Here is an 18,663-nt window from a genome sequence, read left to right as displayed (position 1 = left end):
TTCTTCAACCCATTATTGAATTAGGTTTTGTTTATGTCTCAAACGATCACACTATATGTTGATGGAGCTTGCCGTGGCAATCCAGGCTTAGGTGGATGGGGGGCATACATACAAATGCCGGAGGGTGAGCATAAACTCTATGGTGGAGAGCCAGAGACAACCAACAATCGCATGGAGCTGACCGCTGCGATCGAAGGAATCATGTTTTGTCCAATGGATGCAAAACTGATTATCTGGACGGATTCTAACTATGTAAAACGCGGTATTACCGAGTGGATTGATGGTTGGAAAAAGAAAAACTGGAAAGATGTTAAAAATCCTGACCTGTGGCAAAAGCTGGATGCAGTTTGCGAGAATCGGGAAATTGAATGGAACTGGATTAAAGGTCATGCAGGTCATGCAGGCAATGAAATGGCAGATCAACTGGCAAATCTTGGTGCTGACCAGACTTTAGAGAAAATTAAAAATGCTGAGTTTGAACCATCAAATACCCAAATCAAAAGCGATAAAAAAAAAGATGAAAAAGACTGGTTATTAGATGACCCTTTTGGATTTGATATGACAGATAATATGCAAAATGAAGATACTGAACAATTTGACGAGACTGATATCCAGCAAGATAATTTTGAAATAGAAAAATCACCGTCAGACACTGTATCAATGTCTGAAAACAGTCACCCACAGATTGTCATCACTCCTGCTACGATTGAAGCTTTTGGTCCTCGTCAGCTCATCCTGGATACTGAAACCACAGGATTTTATTATCAGGATGGTGATCGTATCATCGAGGTTGGTGCGATTGAAATGATCAATCGGAAATTGACAGGTAGCTCAATCCACATTTACATCAATCCAGAAAAAGAAGTCGGTGACTCTGAAAATGTGCATGGTATTAGCGATGAGTTCTTAAAAGACAAACCAAAATATGAAGAGATTGCAGCAGTACTTTTTGACTATCTAAAAGGTGCAGAAATCATTGCTCATAATGCAACCTTCGATATGAACTTCTTGGATATGGAATTCAAACGTGCTGGTTTCCCTGCACTTTCAGAAGTTTGCGAAGTAACCGATACCTTAGCTTTAGCCAAAAGCAAACATCCAGGACAAAAGAACTCATTGGATGCTTTATCCAAACGCTATGAAATCGTACAGCGTGATCGTACCTTCCATGGTGCATTACTCGATGCCGAGATTCTTTCAGACGTATACCTAGCCATGACAGGTGGTCAGGTTTCATTTGATATGGATTCATTTTCACAGCAAGATGGAGAGTCTGCTGGTCAAACAATCAGACAAGAAATTCAGATTGATCTCCCTGTCATATTTCCAAGTGCTGAAGAATTGGAAGCTCATGAGAACTGGGTCAAGCAATATCAGGAAAAGCATGGGGAACCTTGCCTTTTTGCCAAATAAAATTTTATAAAAATGAAGATTTAATCTGCACTTTACCCCAAGTTCAGTTATAGTAATTCTCATAAGATCAGAGCTTATCGACTTGAAACTCGGCTTGCAGACTCGTGATTTAGACTGAATAGGCTCTGATACTTCATAAAGAAGTTACAAAAAATTTAAGATTTATTTTATACATTGGGGATGGTGCAGATTTATGTCTTACCAAACATCTATTCATTTTGATCCTACACATTTATTAATGATTAAAAATGAAGTTGATAATTCAATTCAACTGGTTGAATCTGCTGTAGGAAGCCTTGTAGAAGATCAAACATTGCCTTTCGGAATCGATGATGCTTTAAATCAGATAGAACAATGTGCAGATGTATTAAAACTGATTAATATCCCTACACTTGCCCTGATCACAGAATATTCTGCTGAATTAATACGTAAAATAATGCAGAATCCTGAGAATACATCTCCAGAAAAAGCCATTGCCTTAACCGAAGGCACTACCATGCTCAAACGCTATATTGAGTTCATTTGTTTAAGAGAAGTTTCGATTCCCCATTTTTTATTAGACACTCTAAACCAACTTGAACTTGCATTAGACAAGCCGATAACAACTGAAGGTAAACATTTAGAAAAGTATCTTGATACCCCTATTACCGACTTAAAAGAACCACAAATTGATCCTTTAGAAAAAACTGAATATTTACATAAACTTTATAAAGTTTGCCTAAATCATATTCTAAATCAAAATGAAACCGAATTAGAGATCACCGCACTTAAGCGTATCAGCCAATATCTATTCAGTCTCTCACAAAACACTCCGAGTCATCTCTACTGGCATCTAATCTATATCGCATTCGAACAATTTGAAAATAGTATATTAAACCAGCCTAGACTCAGAACGCTGATCGAAATTGAAAGCCAAATTGCACATTTTTTAACATCTCCAGAAGAATTTATACCTGAACGTTCAACCATCGCAAATGTGATCAGCTTATGTATTGGTCAGGAAAGCAAACAAGCACGCATACTTCGTGAAAAACTAAATATTGGAGAAGAAAACCTAACCGACTTACAGCTTGAACAACTCGCAAAGCAACTTTATGGACCAGATCATCAGACTATTCATGATATTTGTGAATTAATAACTCAAGAACTGAATTTGATCTCACGTGATTTAGAATTTAATTTTCAAAACCTGAAAGAAGAAAAAATTGAAGAGCTAAAGGCCTCACTCCTAAATGTTGCCAATGTTTACAGTGTATTAAATACTGAACATATTGCCGCTGATCTTGCGCAAAAGTCCGAACTTTTTTCTAAACAGAACTTGATTGAAAATGAAAGTTTTACACCTCAGCTTATTCATAGTATGTCTAAAGCCATCAATGCCGCAGCGATCCTCGAACGTCAGTACACCTCAAATCGTTTAAAAATAAAAATTAATAATGCAAATATCTCTCTAGACCAACTCGATGAAGCATATTCAGTATTATTCAAAGAAACCAAGCAGCTCATTGATATTACAGAAAAACAACTGGTCGACTTTCTTGATACTCAACAAAACAGTCTCCTGATACAAGTACCGACTCAACTTGACGAGATCGCTGGTGCTGTACTATTTATGAATGTTCCCGATCTGCATCGCGCATTCTCAGAAGCGAGCAAATTTTTAAATCGTTACTTACAAAAAAATACCGACCTAAGTTCAAACCATATCGAAAATCTACTCGATATTCTGGCAAGTGCAGATATGCTTGTTGACAATTTACTCAATAAACAACCTGTATTAACGGCAATGATTGATGTAGCATTAGTGAGTAGCCAGAAACTAAAAGCCATTCATTAAATGTCAAATTTATCACTTGCCTATATTTTTTATAATCATAAGCTTCTTGTTGATGATAATTTTCAACTTCCCAAGGTCGAAAAATTGGCAAGTGATCTCATTTTCAGTTCAGGTGATCAAGTTATTGCACGGGATTTACTCGATGATGAAGCTATACCAGAGGGTTATCAGCTAATACCAATACGTCAGCTTATTGCCCAATGGACAAGAGCTCAGTTTGAACAAGCTAGTCGTGCTGTTCAGCTTCTTGAGTGGAGACGAAATCATAAATTTTGTAGCCATTGTGGTCATGAAACAGAAGTTCATTCAACTGAATATGCAATGGTCTGCCCTGCTTGTGGCTATCGACAGTATCCTAGAGTGCAACCCTGTGTCATTACGGTGATTACTAAAGGCACGGATGAAATTCTATTGGCAAAAAATGCCCGCAATAAAGGCAATATGTATGGTCTTATTGCTGGGTTTGTAGAGGTCGGTGAAACACTGGAAGAAGCTGTAGCACGTGAAACGCTAGAAGAAGTTGGAATTAACGTTAAAAATATACAATATCTTTCAAGTCAGCCCTGGCCATTTCCAAGTAATTTGATGCTTGCATTTAAAGCTGAATATGAATCTGGTGAAATCAAACTACAAGAAGAAGAAATTAGTGATGCTCAATTTTTCAAATTTGATCAGCTACCTGAAACACCTTTTGCAGGAAGTATCGCACATGCCATGATTGAACATGTGATACATAATAAAAAGATGCCTTGACAGGCATCTTTTTATTGAGAGCATTGGAAATGACAGCATTTCTAATGCTAGTCAGCATCTATTTCCCTAAAGTTAATAATCTTCAATTAAATGTTTCATCAAGACATTGAAGAATCTGGGATTTAGTGGAAAAAAATGGGCTGAATAGACTGGAAATACTCCCCATGATCGTTACATGCCCTGTCTTTGGAATTGTTCGAATTTCACAGTGATTACCATGTTGTTTCAACATGTTTTGCATATCAATGCTATTACTATCGCGAACTATCTTGTCATTTTCAGCAGTCAGCAAATAGTGTCTGATCTGATTGGATTTAACAAAATAATAAGGCATAACTTGCTGAAAAGGAACGCTTTGATCAAATGCATCCTGAGCCAGAGGATCTCCTTTATAATCAAAATGATAAGGTCCAGCTATACCGACAACTGCTTTAATATTATCCAGATCTGTTTTTTCATAGGGAGATGGATGGTATAAGGCTGACATTAAATTAAACGCCCCGGCCGAATGCCCCATCAATACGATATTATCTGATGAAATTTCCAGTTTTTGCTTTTGTTGCGATAAAAAATTTATTGCAAGTGTCAAATCATCAACATAGCTTGGAAAAATATGTTCAGGTGCTAAATGATAGTTGATCACGGCAACATCAAAGCCTTCTTTAGCAAAAGCCTCACCTACAAATTTATAGGCTTTCTTATCACCATGTGACCATGCCCCACCATATACAAATACAATTAAAGGACGTTTCTGATGGGGGCTTTTGCTACGAAACAAATCTAATCTTTGCCTTGCCTTTAGCCCATAAGCAATATTTTTATGAAAATAGTAACCCTTTCGTGACGTTAACCCATTGATGGCATAACTCGCCAAGTCATAATATCTAAAATCCTTAAGCTTTAGCTGTACCTGCCCTATTTTGGACACAAGTCTTGATTTCACCATACTGATTTGACGGGGCATAATTTAATTCACAAACAGGTTATTGCGCATTTGGATCAATAGCGACAGGGGTTTGTTCCAAAGGTTGAGTTGTTGCTCCTGATGTCAATGCAGAACTTTGCGTACCAGAACCAGGTTCCTCAGTATTATCAATCAAAGTAACAATTTTAGTCACATTGCCCACTTTTTGAAGGACATCATTCAAATCACGTGATTCGGCATTATTCAAACGCCCCATGACATAAAGCACGCCATCTTCTGTATGTACCGCAACTTTACTATCTGATACTACTTGCGCACGCATAATTAAACCACGCGTATTTGCAGTTACAGTTGCATCTTGCATGATAGTACCGTAACCAATCTGATTACCAATTGTAATGTAGTTATGAACAGCTTTCACATCACTCATAGCACGAACATTGTCTTCAGCCAGTTGTTTTAAATGTGCATCTGGAACCTGTCCCGTAAGTAAGACATTGCTATGAAAGCTCACAATATTCACTCTGGATTGCTTAAAACGTGTGTCTAGCTTATACAAGTTTATCTTTGCAGTACGTTCAATTGAAGAATCAATAAACACCTGCCCAAGTGAGCGAACTCCACTTTCAGTACCGACTGGATTAGAGCCAGTCCCTTTTGAAATCAAACTTGCACAACCTGATAAACTTGCAACACAAAGCAAAGTCACTGCAATACGATTAAACACTAATTCAAACTCCTATCCAAAATGACGCAAGCTTCTCAATCCAGAGCATTTATTATTGACTTACTCATTCAAGATTAAATAACTCATCATCCAAAGTAAATGCATTATCAATCCATTGCAAATCATAGACAAGTTTTGAAAAGTCTTGCTGTACTCTTTTTGCAACGACATCATAAAAATCAATACAAATTACATCAAATTGACAGGAAAATTGTGAAAATGATGAATGTTCAGCTAAAAAATACTGCGCTGTTTTTATAATTTTCTGGATCTTGTTCTTTGAAATAACTTCATTGGCACGACCATAACTTGTCTTTGAACGCGCTTTGACCTCTATAAATGTCAGATGATCCGCCTGCTTTGCAATAATATCAATCTCACCAAAACGGGAATGAAAATTTTGGGCAATAATCTCATAACCAGCTTGCTTTAACAGCATCACTGCTTTTTGTTCACCCCAATCCCCAAGCTGTTTTTGCAAAATATATCCTCACAAAACCTTAAGCGCCCATCTTGTTTGTTCATAACAATGTGGAGCACGTTGTATCTGATTATTCTCGATTAAAATATTTCCAGTCATACCATTAAAAATCATGCGGTTTGACTGAGAAAAATCAAGACTGTGTTCAGTAATTTGCCATGCATCTGCACCAAATGCAATAAGTCTTTTATATGCATACGAAGTTGGTTCCATTTGATATGCTTGAAGTTTTTCTTTCCATGGTTTTTCATACAATGCTGGCAAATCACAAAACTTCACCCCTATAGGCAAAGGTTTATTTTCTTCAATCGATATAGGTTGAATATAAATCCGCTTTTTAGGCAATTTATCTATAGCCATGAGCCATTCATATTTACCTAAAAACAGTACCCCTTCATTTTTTTTCAATTTTCTTGGCAATTTATCAACAATTTGCACTTTAGTTGGACTTTGCCCCATATAAGCAAGCAAGAATTGCTCAGTTTCATTCTTTGAGTTTTCCTCACGATACACATAAAGTTGTTCAATTTTATCTTTCGAAATAACTCCAGCTAATGCTTTTGCATCTTCAAACTTAGACAAGCTAAATTGCAGTACATTTCGATGCTCGCGACTATTCTGATTCAAAGCCAATACTTTGATTTTAGGATTTGTCTTGATTAACTGTTCAACATGATCTGGAGTTAAAGGTCCAACCACAAAATTTGTTTTCCTGGTAATATTTTTCTTAAGCAATTTGGGAATACTGGCACTGGTTTCATCCACAAATTTTATACGAGTAATATTATGTGAACTTTGATATGACCGAGTAAACCCTTGTTTTACACTTAAACCAGCTCGCGCCAGAGGCCCTGATTCGGGTAGAATAACCAAAACGTCCGCATGTGCCTGATAAACCACACTGCACATGATCACAGCCAATACACTTCTTTTCTTAATTATCATGGAGCTAAACCTATGAGTGCTCAGTTATTTGTAGTAGCAACCCCTATTGGGCACTTAGATGATATGACTTTTCGTTCTATTGAAATTCTTAAGTCTGTTTCTCTTATCGCAGCAGAAGATACACGCCAATCTGCTCAATTATTAAAGCATTATAATATATCTACTCCCTTAACGGCATGTCATGATCATAATGAAAGCAATAAAATTGATATTCTCATAGAAAAGCTTAAAAATGGAGAAAATCTGGCGCTTGTCAGTGATGCTGGAACTCCTTTGATTAGTGACCCTGGTTTTAAACTGGTTCGTGCTGCCCAAGAGAATGGGATCAAAGTCGTTCCTATACCTGGTGCTTGTGCAGCTATCGCGGCACTTTCTGCAGTCGGTTTACCGAGTGATCGATTTAGCTTTGAGGGTTTTTTGTCTTCTAAACAATCACAGCGTCTAATTCAGCTCGAAAAATTAAAAAATGAAACACAAACCATGATCATCTATGAAGCTCCCCATCGAATACTGGAGTGTGTAAAAGATATGGCAAATGTTTTTGGAAATGATCGTCCTGTAGGCTTTGCCCGAGAGATTACTAAAACATTTGAAACCATCCGAAAAATGACATTGCAAGAGTTAGTGGCTTTTATTGAAAATGATCACAATCAGCAAAAAGGTGAAATTGTTCTGGTTATTGGTGGTGCTCCAGAAGAAAAGAATTTGGATCAGGAAAAACTTGATGAGCTTCTTACTCGCTTACTGCAAGACTTGTCCGTTAAAGCTGCCTCACAACTAGCAGCTGATCTCACTGGAATAAAAAAGAAAGTTGCTTATCAACGCGCCCTGGAACTCAGTGATAAAGTCTAGATTTGTACCTTTAAATCAAGCAAGCTATAGCACGTTTCGGCGTGCTTGCCTTAAGCCGCTTGTTCTCTTTCCCGTCTAGTATGCAGATCCTGTAAGTATTCATTTAATATTGATATTTCTGGTTCAGTGAACTGCATTCCCAATTTACTACGCCGCCATAAAATATCTTCTGCTGTTACAGCCCATTCTACATCTACCAGATACTCAACTTCATTTTCAAACAACCCATGCCCGAAATGCTGCCCGAAATCCTGTATAGATTTGGCATGTTTTAGAATACCCCAAACACGAGAACCATATGCATGTGTCAGGCGTTTAGCAAGTTCGGCTGGTGCCTCAACTATTTTATCCTGAATGTATTGAGCCAAATCATCCACAGAAAGCATATTTTCTCCGCCAGGTAACATCGTTGTTGCAGTCCAACGGGCTTGCATAGATTTAAAATAAGGATGTAATAGATCTAATGCTGACTCAGCCAATTTTCGATAAGTGGTCAATTTTCCCCCAAATACAGATAATAGAGGAGCATCCCCTTCATTGCCTTTGGATAAAGACAATGTGTAATCTCTTGTAACTGCTGACGGATTATCTGACTCATCATCATATAGAGGCCTTACCCCTGAAAATGTAGTTATGATGTCATCAGGAGAAAGCTGCTTTTTAAAATGATCATTACTCACTTTTATCAAATAATCTATCTCAGATTGAGTAATCTTGATGCGATTTGGATCACCTCTATATTCCTGATCTGTTGTTCCAATTAATGTATAATGCTCTAAATATGGAATAGCAAAAACAATGCGACCATCATCGTTTTGTAAAATAAAAGCTTTGGAATCATCGTGTAGTTTTGGAACAATAATATGACTCCCCTGAACTAGACGAATAGCATATTCGGGTTGAAGGTTTAAATGATCCTGAATAAACGAAGCCACCCATGGGCCAGCAGCATTAACTAAAGCCTTAGCTTGAATCCTATATATTCCCGTTTCATTTTCCAGCTCCACTTGCCAAAGTCCATTCTCACGGTATGCTGTTAAGCATTTCGTTCGTGTTACCAGTTTTGCACCTTTTTCTCTTGCTTGTATCGCATTTAAAATGACCAGACGTGCATCATCAACTGCACAATCAGAATACTCAAAACCACGTAATATCTCAGGTTTCAAAGGACTCGTTTCTGGATCAAAAAAAACATTGTTTGACCCCGCCAGACTTTCTCGCTTACCTAAATGATCATAAAAAAACAGTCCTGTTCGAATTAACCAAGCAGGTCTTAAATATGGTTGATGCGGCATGATAAAACGCATTGGACGTATAATATGCGGAGCCTTCTTAAGTAAAACCTCTCTTTCAGATAGTGCTTCTCGAACTAAACGGAATTCTTTATGTTCCAAATAACGTAATCCACCGTGAATCAGTTTGCTGCTTGCAGATGAGGTATGACTTGCAAAATCATCCTTTTCACAAAGAAAAACAGACAAGCCTCGACCAGCAGCATCATTGGCAATCCCGACTCCATTAATACCGCCACCAATAACTGCAATATCATAAATCTTATTCACTACAGACTCTTCATTTCGCATATATGGCCAACCCATTGTTTTCACTTATAAAAATAGTATGCACAACTGCGTTAAATTTCGATTAAAAATAAAGAAAAAATTACAATTCTTATGCAGATTTGAATAAGTATTCATTGGTGACCGTAATTATTCTAGAACCAGATTTTTCAATCAATTATTAAAGTATTTGATCTCGAATGTTATCTTTTAAAATATCATCTATAAGTTCGAATAAACCTGGTTTCATCTTTGCATCAGTTTAAAATTACACCAACAGTAATGTGATATTTCATTCAATTTATTCAAAATCACGAAATTAGACATACTCAATTTAGCATATAAGAACCTTTAAAAAGTAAATGTATACAATTTAGGCAAATATACAACTAAAGTCGAATAAATACCCCAATCGGGTAGGCGTATAACGGTTTTGTAATTTTTTGTTTCTCCTTTCTTGTACGTTCAAAATACATTTTTTTAGTTTTTTGCTCTCTGTTGAAAAATTAAAAGTATGTGTTTTGCCAACATTCTTCTGAGGAATTGTTGTGTCAAATCTATCTCCTCAAGTCGCCACTACGCAACTTGATAGAAAAACTCGTTTCAAATCTATACTAGGGGGTTCAGCAGGCAATCTGGTCGAATGGTACGACTGGTATGTTTATGCCGCTTTTACTCTTTATTTTGCACCTGTTTTCTTTCCAGAAGGAAATGATACAGTCAAACTCCTTCAAGCTGCCGCAGTATTTGCTCTGGGCTTCCTGATGCGACCTATTGGTGCATGGATCATGGGCATTTACGCTGACCGTAAAGGGCGTAAAGCAGGCCTAACACTGTCTGTCTCATTGATGTGTATCGGGTCTCTAATTATTGCATGTGCACCCACATATGATTCAGTTGGTATGCTTGCCCCTGCATTATTACTTTTTGCCCGACTTTTACAAGGTTTGAGTGTCGGCGGAGAATACGGATCGAGTGCAACATATCTTTCGGAAATGGCAGGTAAAGACCATCGTGGATTTTTCTCTAGTTTCCAATATGTCACCTTAATTTCTGGTCAGCTTTTCGCACTTTGTGTACTGATCATTTTACAACATACTCTGGATGAGTCTGAGCTACATGCATGGGGCTGGCGCATTCCATTTCTAATCGGGGCACTTTTAGCAATTGTTGTATTCTGGATTCGACGTGGTCTTGTGGAAACACAATCCTCTAAAATGGTTCAGGAACAGGCAAAAAAAGGAGGTCCTAAAAGCGGGGCATTCACCTTGTTTACCCAATACCCTAAGCAGGCATTTACAGTCATTATGCTGACTGCTGGTGGTACACTTGCATTTAATACGTTCACAACTTATTTGCAAAAATATCTGGTAAACACCTCTGGATTTGATAAATCCACCGCTACAGAGATTACGACCGCTGCTATCTTTATCTTTATGCTAATCCAGCCCGCTGTAGGTGCACTTTCCGATAAAATTGGCCGTAAACTAATTATGATTGCATTTGGTGTACTGGGTGTTTTATTTACCATTCCTATTTTTAATTATCTCGGTCAAACTACGGATAGCACAACAGCTTTCTTCTTATGTATGAGCGGCATGATTATTGTAACAGGCTATACGGCTATTAATGCTGTTGTAAAAGCTGAATTATTCCCTCCACATATTCGTGCCTTAGGTGTTGCCTTACCTTATGCGCTTGCCAATACAATTTTTGGTGGCACAGCTGAGTTGGTTGCATTGAGCTTTAAAAATGCCGGACATGAAAATTACTTTTTTTACTACATTACGTTGATGATTGGTCTTTCACTCATTACTTATATTTTTATGAAAGATACCAAGAAAAATAGCTTAATTACTGACGACTAATTTTTCACATAAAAACAGAATAGACACAGTTTTTTAAACTTTTAGAAAGCTGTGTCTTATTTTTAGGTAAAAATTCAGATCGTTTAAATACAGAAGCTATGGCATACTCATCAGAAGAACAGAGCTGGAACTTTCAAATATGAAAATGATCAAAATTTATGGATTAGCTTTAGTCGTCTTAGGATTAACTGCGTGTCAGACTACACCTAGACAATATAATGGTGTTACTGGTTATCAAATCGAAAATAAATCTGCAAACTCTGCTACCCTGGCTTACACACTCGCAGGTCGTTCAGATCGAAAACTGGATGAAAACAAATTACAGCGTGCTTGCCAAAAAGTTTTAGGTGCTTCAAAAACATATAAAATTTCCGTTTTAAGTGTAAATGAAATTATCAATCCACAACTGGGTGAAAAACAGAATTATGGTGTACAACTCGGTCACTCTAGAACATCTGTAGGATTATCTAATACACCTGATCTAAGCAATAATCGTAATCTGGCAACAGATGCTGCTTTGAATACACGCCCAAGCACTCTACATGTCGTGCGTTATACTTGCTCTTAACTAAAATGCTATAACAAGACGCTGTAAATCACAGCGTCTTATAAAAACTGACATTTCTAAACTCTTTTGCTTCATCCAGATCAGGCCAAGTCGTTGCGCTTCTTTCATCTATTTTTTGATATTTAGGATGACTGAAATTTTTAACCCGGCTATCAGCAACCCATACTTCTGGAGAAAATTTCAAAAATTCATCCAAGAAAAAACGATTGCATTGATCATACAAAACATCAGCTGCAAGAAGTACATCCACCTGCTCGGCTTGATATAAATCATCTAAATATTCGAGCTGAACATCGTTTAATAAAGCGTTTTCACGACAGGCTTCTAAACTCACTTTGTCAATATCACAGCAAATAACTCTTTTCGCACCAGCCATTTTTGCAGCAATTGCCACAACTCCAGATCCAGCTCCAAAGTCAAGAACAACTTTATCCTTTACGTGGTGAGGCTCTGCCAGTAGCCACTGTGCCATTGCCAGACCTGATGCCCAGCAAAAAATCCAATACGGTGTATCATTCCAGATACGGCGAATGACTTCATCATCCAAACGATCAGTTGGAAATACAGGTGGGATAAGCCAAAGCGAAATCGTAGTCTCAGGGAGTTGTTGAGCTAATAATTCACAATCTGGAATCACTTCATGTAAGGCTTGGAGTAAGTGCTCAGGGGCTCTTGGAAATTGAAAAGTGCAGCTCATTTGATTTCTTTTAATTCATTTGTGAAGCATTAAATAATCTCCCTCCTTCTCTCTCTTTATTAAAGAGGGAGAAGCATTTTTTCGCAAAGGAAGGAGTTTTATTCGAAAAATTAAGCTTTAAATAAAGACCAGAAATACTTTTAAATAAAGCGAAAAATAATCAACCTAAAGCTTTCTCAGCAGCTTCAACCGTTTGACGGATCAAAGTCGTAATCGTCATTGGACCTACGCCACCTGGAACTGGTGTATAAGCGCTGGCAACATCTTCAATACCTACAAGCTGAATATCACCAACACCACCGCCATCACGAGGATGGAAACCGGCATCAACAACAACTGCACCTTGCTTCACCCAATCTTTTTGGATCAGTTCCGCTTTACCTACCGCACCAACAATAATGTCAGCTTGTTTTACAAGCTCAGGAAGATTTTGCGTACGACTATGACAAATCGTTACTGTCGCATTAGCTTGAAGAAGCATCATTGCCATCGGTTTACCCAAAATCGCAGAACGTCCAACAACAACAGCGTGTTTACCTGCTATTTCAATGTTATTTTCTTTAAGAATCGTCATAATCCCAGCTGGAGTCGCTGAACCATAAGCTGCCTCTCCCATCGCCATACGACCAAAACCTAAGCAGGTTACCCCGTCAACATCTTTATCAAGTGAAATAGCATCAAAACAAGCACGCTCATCAATTTGGGCAGGGACAGGATGTTGAAGCAAAATACCATGTACGTCTGGATTGGCATTTAACTTTTCAATTTCAGCTAATAACTGTTCAGTTGTAGTTTCTGTAGGCAATTCAACTTTCAAAGAATCCATACCTACACGACGGCAAGCGTTGCCTTTCATACGGACATAAGTCGCTGATGCACCATCATCCCCAACCAAAATAGTCGCTAAAATTGGTGTACGACCTGTTTTCGCTTTTAAAGCTTCCACACGAGTTAACAAGTCAGCTTCAATTTGTTTCGCTAATGCACGACCATCTAAAACTAATGCCACGGCACATCTCCAAAGTAGATATGAATCAATTTTGTAAATAATACATGATTATTTAGACAATTTTATTCTATATGTCGTTTTTATGTGCATATCATTCATTGTTCCTATTGTTTTTTTTCGAAACATTGCTAATATGTGCATCACCAAGTGATGGCGGGGTGGCAGAGTGGTCATGCAGCGGACTGCAACTCCGTGTACGCCGGTTCGATTCCGACCTCCGCCTCCAAACTTGGTAAAAACGCCCGGGTGGTGAAATAGGTAGACACAGGGGATTTAAAATCCCCCGCCCACAAAGCGTGCCGGTTCGAGTCCGGCCCCGGGCACCATTTTATACAATATAAAATGGTGAAAAAAGATCCAGCTTAGGCTGGTTTTTTTATGCCTAAAAATACAATAAAAAGCCAAGTAAATACTCAGCTTTCTTATAGGCAAGAATTAAATATTAAGCAGATTTGGCGACTGTTTTAATTTCTTCTAAATTAGTATCTAAAATAAGTTGATGTGTCCGCGATTGATCAACTTTATACTGTTTTTCTTTAATCGTATCTAAATAAATCCAATCTGCCTGCATCTGTTTATCTGTAAAACTCACTTTTAAATAACCACGTTGATTTAAATTGGTATATGCCAACTCATCGATCAAGGTTGTAAATGCAATTTCAAACTCTTTAAGCTGTTCAGGCCCTACAAGTTCAAGCTTCAAATACTTTTCCATACCAGGTGAAGATACAGAACTTGTTGCAAGCTCCACCCCAACAAAATCATTGGCTTGAGTATGCAAATTTGACAACCATCCATTGTGCGTATCCCCCGCCAATACAATTGCTTTTTTATTGAGAGATTTTAGGGTGTTATAAATCACTTCACGCTCATAAAAATAGCCATCCCACGCATCCAGATTATATGGAGCTACAGTCGTAATACGGGATTTTTCTACTGCAGTTAAGGTTGGATCACCTTTTAACAAACGGATTTTTAATGTTACAAGCTCTTTAATTTGGGCACTTATTTTCATAAGAGTTGTATCATCTACTTTACCACTAGTAATTGAATTTAAAGATAATAATAATTCAGCAGGAATCAACATTTTTGCCATCAAGACTTGCTGACCGATCACATGCCATGTAGAGCTTGATGCAACCAACTGAGACTGTAACCATTGTCGCTGGGCTAGTCCCATCATGGTACGGCTTTGATTGGTGCGATCTGCTTGGAATCTTACTGTATCCAATCCTGTTGTTGTTATATATTTTGCATAATCCAGCTGTTCATCACGTGCAATAATACGTGTATCCAACATGACCAATTGAACTAAAGAGCCAAAGTTAAACTGACGATAAATTTTCACCTGATCTGTATCAGAAAGTGGCCGAATTGGCATCCACTCAAAATACGCCTGTATCGCTGCAAATTTACGATCTTTAAACGCTCCTTCATTTGCTTGATGGTTTTCAGCTCCATCTTTCCAAGCATCATTTGCAAGCTCATGATCATCCCATATCGCGATAAATGGTTTATTTTTGTGCGCTAATTGTAGATCCGCATCAGTACGATAAAGTGCATAACGTTTACGATAATCATCAAGTTCAATGATTTCTTTATTGTTATCTGACGGCAACAAACGCTTTAATTCTTCAGCTTCGTCTGTTGCGTATCCGCCCTCTCCATATTCATAAATATAATCTCCGAGATGAATAATTACATCGACATCCTGCTTTGCCATCTCACGGTATACATAAAAATACCCCGCTGGATAATTTGAACATGAACATACTGCGAATTTCACACTATTTGTTGAACTTGGAAGCGTTTTTGTTTTACCCACTGGAGAAATTGTATTGCCATATTTAAAACGATAAAAATAGGCTTGTCCCGCGCTCAATTTATCAGCATCGACTTTTACTGTAAAATCCGAGACTGATGTCGTTTCAACAGCTCCACTATTCACGATCTGAGTAAATTTTTCATCTTTAGCAATTTCCCACACTACGTGTAAACGTGAAACTGTATCTTCAGGTGTTAACCTTGTCCATAAAATGATCCTATCCTGTAAAGGGTCACCACTAGCAACACCATGCCGAAATTCAGCTTTTACTAGAGGAACTGTAACACTGCTATCTTTTGAGTCACTTCCGCATGCAGTCAATGTTACTGGTATCGATAAAGCCCCAAAACTGGCAAGTGATTTTAAAATAAGCTCACGGCGGGAAACTGGCTTTGGCATTTAATTTATTCCTAGGTTTTTTTAAAAGTTTTTTTCACCACTAACCTAAAAAATATTTGTTAAGCTTTGATCTCAATCACGTGAAATTATCGTTAAAAATTTCGGTGCCCAATCAGTTTATTTTTATATACATGCACATGAATTGATTGAAAAGAAAGCAAACCGTTTTATTTACTCTTGCCAAGCCACGATTCGTCCACTATTATTGCGCACATGCCCGGGTGGTGAAATAGGTAGACACAGGGGATTTAAAATCCCCCGCCCACAAAGCGTGCCGGTTCGAGTCCGGCCCCGGGCACCATTTTATACAATATAAAATGGTAAAAAAGACCCAGCTTAGGCTGGTTTTTTTATACCTAAAATTTAGAAAATATAAAATAATATCAATAAATACAGAATTGTAAACAAGTACATATACCCTACATACTTCCAATGTAAAGGGTAACAACTTTGTGCGATAGACAACCCAGAACCAAAAGAAGATGTCGCCGTTAGAACTGATACAGGGGACAAAAGCAACGATAAAATAAATCCGATTAACCAGCAACTATACATAATATAATCAGGTATATTTTGTGTAATTGATAAACTAAGAGGATAAAAAAAGCTAAATACCATCATCGGGTGTAACCCAATAAGCGATGTCACGATCATAACCGTTAAAGTTAATGGAATAATAATATAAGGCTGTGCCAAAATCGGACTTAAGTGTAGACCATGTATTAAATCAGAATTTGAAATACTCCATATCAACAATCCGGTTATAATGAAAAGTAAAATTTCAGGTGAAATTCGGTTAATTGATCTTAGAAACACAACACCCAATTTTTTTAATAATACTTTTTTATATTTAACCGAAATCATAAACCCAAATAATGCACTCCAACTCATTGCTAAAATGATTGGTAATTTAAGTAGTATACAAATAAAAAAAACTAGAATACTAACGAATATTGGAGACCAAGATATTCTCAAGCACTCATTATTACTCGTATCTTGAATTTTAATATAAATAGAATCTATAAAATAAGCCAGAATAAATGAAAATAAAAAAATAGGAAAAGTGGTAAAAACAATCTGAGTGAAGTTTAGTTTTGAATATACAATCATTAAAGCAGCAACTGATCCTGTTGTGGGCAATAGCAGCATGGTTAATACGATTGCACGAGATAAAGTTGCTGCAATATTTTTATTTTTTTGCGGTAAAATTGAACCAAAAACAATATTTGTACCAAAACTCAATCCAATTGATCCCAAACAAGCCATAATCAATAAAACCAATTTTCTGTATTTTTCTTTATACCTCAACAAACTATTGACAATATATACATCAAGATGTGAAGCTTTAAAAATCAACAAAAACAAAGTCATAAATATCAGGAAAACTGCAATATTTGAAAACATCATCAATGAGTTTAAAATTTCATTTATCTGATAGTTTTTATTGTAAATCAAAAAAAAAGTAGTAACGATTAGTTGAAAAAAAATAATCATCCCTGTTTTACTTTTATATATTTTCTTAATATTTGGAATGAGAAGAAGCACTAAGATCAACAGAAAAATGGCTTCAAAAAAAACTATATGCGTATAGTTTATCAATGTACTTAAAATCAATAGTGTAATAACCATCTGGGATACTATATTAATTTTAAAGTTATTTATATGCATATTTTTCTTCTATATTAATCGCGCCCTGATTAAAAATCTTGATTTATCTTCAAAATGCGTACGGGCATGAAAACCATGCCAGTTATCAATTAGAATCATTTGATCTTTTTGCACTGAAACAATTTTTTTGAATTGATTATTTTCAATAAGTTCATTTAATAACTCGATGCACCAAACACGATCAACTGTACGCAACTCTGGATATTTATCAAGACCATCTATGAGACAATCATACCTAAATCTTACCCGATTATCTTGAAAAACAGGTTTTAGTATCACTGGTGTATTTGGATTAAAAGAAGGTGGTGTCATAAAAGGAAAGTCTGTATTTTCAAGTAAGTAACGACACTTATCACCATCTTTATGCTCTGTTAAGGTATGTAGTAAATTTTTAAAAGAAAGGTAAACAGATTCCCCCCCGTCATTTGCAGGTTTCACTACATACAATGTTAAAAAGTGCTCAGGATGCTCGCTAAATGCCGAATCTGTGTGCAAAGGGCACTCGCCATACCTCTCAGAAAATGTAATCACTTTGCCATTTTTTTGATCACCTATATCTTTTACATCCCAAAAAATATCATTGGTTGAGTGTATACTTGGCTTGCTTATCGTCGTAAGCAATAAATACAGTGCAATATGACGCACTCTAAAATCAATAACGTCCCCTATCCCAATATTATCAAGAATCGCAATACCATTATTTCTTATACTTTTTGAAATTTTACCGATTATTTCATATCGTTCATCCCAGATATCATCTATTTCTTTTTCATGCTTTGAAACCCAATCTATTATTTCAGCATGAGGACTTATATTATTTTGTATATACTGAATAACATTAGAAGGAATAATCGTATCTTTAGTAGAAATAATATAGCTATGAACTTTATCTAACATTTTAATCTCCAAGACATAGAATATGCACTTAGAATTAAAACATTTAAAATATAATGTTATGTATTTACTAGGCAATAAATTAGTATTTGTCTTTATACTTATCGGTAAAAAATGTAATTTTTCAAATTATTGAAATATATTAAAATTATTTAGCTGTTTTTTTGTTTTTTCACAAATTAACATAAAATACAGATGCTTTTTTCATCAGGATTAAATGTTTTTATTATATGGGCCATATAT

16 protein-coding genes and 3 tRNA genes are annotated in these 18,663 nt (G+C 36.7%); 9 read left to right on the top strand and 10 right to left on the bottom strand.

All coding sequences use genetic code 11. From position 1 onward, the window contains the following. The first annotated feature begins 33 nt into the window (after positions 1-33). The 3 genes from dnaQ to nudC all read left to right on the top strand — a co-directional run bounded on the left by dnaQ (position 34) and on the right by nudC (position 4,003). On the top strand, positions 34-1,413 hold the full coding sequence (gene dnaQ, locus KPC_RS02865) for a DNA polymerase III subunit epsilon (protein ID WP_121972924.1): 1,380 nt from the start codon (positions 34-36) through the stop codon (positions 1,411-1,413). Between the two features lie 193 nt (positions 1,414-1,606). Then, a complete protein-coding gene (locus tag KPC_RS02860) occupies positions 1,607-3,250 on the top strand; it encodes a chemotaxis protein (protein ID WP_121972923.1) in 1,644 nt (547 codons plus the stop codon). Continuing rightward, positions 3,251-4,003, top strand: coding sequence for an NAD(+) diphosphatase (gene nudC, locus KPC_RS02855; protein WP_121972922.1), 753 nt, complete (start codon positions 3,251-3,253; stop codon positions 4,001-4,003). A gap of 82 nt (positions 4,004-4,085) precedes the next feature. On the opposite strand, the gene KPC_RS02850 is transcribed toward nudC, so the two are convergent. The 4 genes from KPC_RS02850 to KPC_RS02835 all read right to left on the bottom strand — a co-directional run bounded on the left by KPC_RS02850 (position 4,086) and on the right by KPC_RS02835 (position 7,081). After that, entirely contained in the window at positions 4,086-4,967 is an 882-nt protein-coding gene (locus KPC_RS02850; RefSeq protein ID WP_121972921.1) for an alpha/beta hydrolase, read from the bottom strand. 19 nt (positions 4,968-4,986) lie between these two features. Next, positions 4,987-5,655 (bottom strand): BON domain-containing protein, encoded by a 669-nt coding sequence (locus KPC_RS02845; RefSeq protein WP_121972920.1) that lies wholly within the window; start codon positions 5,653-5,655, stop codon positions 4,987-4,989. A gap of 64 nt (positions 5,656-5,719) precedes the next feature. After that, positions 5,720-6,136, bottom strand: a complete 417-nt coding sequence (locus KPC_RS02840; RefSeq protein WP_121972919.1) for a YraN family protein — start codon at positions 6,134-6,136, stop codon at positions 5,720-5,722. A gap of 9 nt (positions 6,137-6,145) precedes the next feature. Beyond that, positions 6,146-7,081, bottom strand: coding sequence for a penicillin-binding protein activator (locus KPC_RS02835; RefSeq protein WP_121972918.1), 936 nt, complete (start codon positions 7,079-7,081; stop codon positions 6,146-6,148). A gap of 12 nt (positions 7,082-7,093) precedes the next feature. On the opposite strand from KPC_RS02835, the gene rsmI reads away from it, so the two are divergent. Beyond that, positions 7,094-7,933, top strand: a complete 840-nt coding sequence (gene rsmI, locus KPC_RS02830; RefSeq protein WP_121972917.1) for a 16S rRNA (cytidine(1402)-2'-O)-methyltransferase — start codon at positions 7,094-7,096, stop codon at positions 7,931-7,933. Between the two features lie 50 nt (positions 7,934-7,983). Here the strand turns inward: rsmI and glpD are convergent, their stop codons facing one another. After that, entirely contained in the window at positions 7,984-9,516 is a 1,533-nt protein-coding gene (glpD, locus tag KPC_RS02825; RefSeq protein ID WP_121972934.1) for a glycerol-3-phosphate dehydrogenase, read from the bottom strand. Between the two features lie 524 nt (positions 9,517-10,040). Between glpD and KPC_RS02820 the strand changes: the two genes are divergently transcribed. Continuing rightward, complete coding sequence (locus KPC_RS02820) at positions 10,041-11,360, top strand: MFS transporter (protein ID WP_121972916.1); 1,320 nt, start codon at positions 10,041-10,043, stop codon at positions 11,358-11,360. Between the two features lie 139 nt (positions 11,361-11,499). Further along, positions 11,500-11,928, top strand: a complete 429-nt coding sequence (locus KPC_RS02815; RefSeq protein ID WP_121972915.1) for a hypothetical protein — start codon at positions 11,500-11,502, stop codon at positions 11,926-11,928. 28 nt (positions 11,929-11,956) lie between these two features. Here the strand turns inward: KPC_RS02815 and KPC_RS02810 are convergent, their stop codons facing one another. Both KPC_RS02810 and folD read right to left on the bottom strand, forming a co-directional pair. Next, on the bottom strand, positions 11,957-12,625 hold the full coding sequence (locus KPC_RS02810; protein ID WP_121972914.1) for a class I SAM-dependent methyltransferase: 669 nt from the start codon (positions 12,623-12,625) through the stop codon (positions 11,957-11,959). Positions 12,626-12,785: 160 nt separating this feature from the next. After that, positions 12,786-13,634: a bifunctional methylenetetrahydrofolate dehydrogenase/methenyltetrahydrofolate cyclohydrolase FolD gene (gene folD, locus KPC_RS02805; protein ID WP_121972913.1), complete on the bottom strand. Its 849-nt coding sequence runs from the start codon at positions 13,632-13,634 to the stop codon at positions 12,786-12,788. Between the two features lie 152 nt (positions 13,635-13,786). On the opposite strand from folD, the gene KPC_RS02800 reads away from it, so the two are divergent. Both KPC_RS02800 and KPC_RS02795 read left to right on the top strand, forming a co-directional pair. Beyond that, positions 13,787-13,860, top strand: a tRNA-Cys gene (locus KPC_RS02800). Between the two features lie 14 nt (positions 13,861-13,874). After that, positions 13,875-13,960 (top strand) — tRNA-Leu (locus KPC_RS02795). Between the two features lie 116 nt (positions 13,961-14,076). Here the strand turns inward: KPC_RS02795 and KPC_RS02790 are convergent. Beyond that, entirely contained in the window at positions 14,077-15,858 is a 1,782-nt protein-coding gene (locus tag KPC_RS02790) for an alkaline phosphatase D family protein (protein WP_121972912.1), read from the bottom strand. A 215-nt stretch (positions 15,859-16,073) separates the two neighbouring features. Between KPC_RS02790 and KPC_RS02785 the strand changes: the two genes are divergently transcribed. Beyond that, positions 16,074-16,159 (top strand) — tRNA-Leu (locus tag KPC_RS02785). Positions 16,160-16,221: 62 nt separating this feature from the next. On the opposite strand, the gene KPC_RS02780 is transcribed toward KPC_RS02785, so the two are convergent. Both KPC_RS02780 and KPC_RS02775 read right to left on the bottom strand, forming a co-directional pair. Next, entirely contained in the window at positions 16,222-17,526 is a 1,305-nt protein-coding gene (locus tag KPC_RS02780) for a hypothetical protein (RefSeq protein ID WP_121972911.1), read from the bottom strand. A 9-nt stretch (positions 17,527-17,535) separates the two neighbouring features. Next, entirely contained in the window at positions 17,536-18,423 is an 888-nt protein-coding gene (locus tag KPC_RS02775) for a TauD/TfdA family dioxygenase (RefSeq protein WP_121972910.1), read from the bottom strand. Positions 18,424-18,663 lie beyond the last annotated feature (240 nt).

Origin of the sequence: Acinetobacter stercoris, assembly GCF_900323515.1 — a bacterium.
Taxonomy (GTDB): Bacteria; Pseudomonadota; Gammaproteobacteria; order Pseudomonadales; family Moraxellaceae; genus Acinetobacter; species Acinetobacter stercoris.
The sequence above is the reverse complement of the archived record's forward strand: the minus strand, read 5'-3'. Positions and strand labels throughout refer to the sequence as shown.

What these genes read in the sequence shown, in the direction of transcription:
- dnaQ (WP_121972924.1), top strand. Translation starts at nt 34, where the DNA reads ATGTCTCAAACGATCACACTATATGTTGATGGAGCTTGCCGTGGCAAT.
- KPC_RS02860 (WP_121972923.1), top strand. Translation starts at nt 1,607, where the DNA reads ATGTCTTACCAAACATCTATTCATTTTGATCCTACACATTTATTAATG.
- nudC (WP_121972922.1), top strand. Translation starts at nt 3,251, where the DNA reads ATGTCAAATTTATCACTTGCCTATATTTTTTATAATCATAAGCTTCTT.
- KPC_RS02850 (WP_121972921.1), bottom strand. Translation starts at nt 4,967, where the DNA reads ATGCCCCGTCAAATCAGTATGGTGAAATCAAGACTTGTGTCCAAAATA.
- KPC_RS02835 (WP_121972918.1), bottom strand. Translation starts at nt 7,081, where the DNA reads ATGATAATTAAGAAAAGAAGTGTATTGGCTGTGATCATGTGCAGTGTG.
- rsmI (WP_121972917.1), top strand. Translation starts at nt 7,094, where the DNA reads ATGAGTGCTCAGTTATTTGTAGTAGCAACCCCTATTGGGCACTTAGAT.
- glpD (WP_121972934.1), bottom strand. Translation starts at nt 9,516, where the DNA reads ATGCGAAATGAAGAGTCTGTAGTGAATAAGATTTATGATATTGCAGTT.
- KPC_RS02815 (WP_121972915.1), top strand. Translation starts at nt 11,500, where the DNA reads ATGAAAATGATCAAAATTTATGGATTAGCTTTAGTCGTCTTAGGATTA.
- KPC_RS02810 (WP_121972914.1), bottom strand. Translation starts at nt 12,625, where the DNA reads ATGAGCTGCACTTTTCAATTTCCAAGAGCCCCTGAGCACTTACTCCAA.
- KPC_RS02790 (WP_121972912.1), bottom strand. Translation starts at nt 15,858, where the DNA reads ATGCCAAAGCCAGTTTCCCGCCGTGAGCTTATTTTAAAATCACTTGCC.
- KPC_RS02780 (WP_121972911.1), bottom strand. Translation starts at nt 17,526, where the DNA reads ATGCATATAAATAACTTTAAAATTAATATAGTATCCCAGATGGTTATT.
- KPC_RS02775 (WP_121972910.1), bottom strand. Translation starts at nt 18,423, where the DNA reads ATGTTAGATAAAGTTCATAGCTATATTATTTCTACTAAAGATACGATT.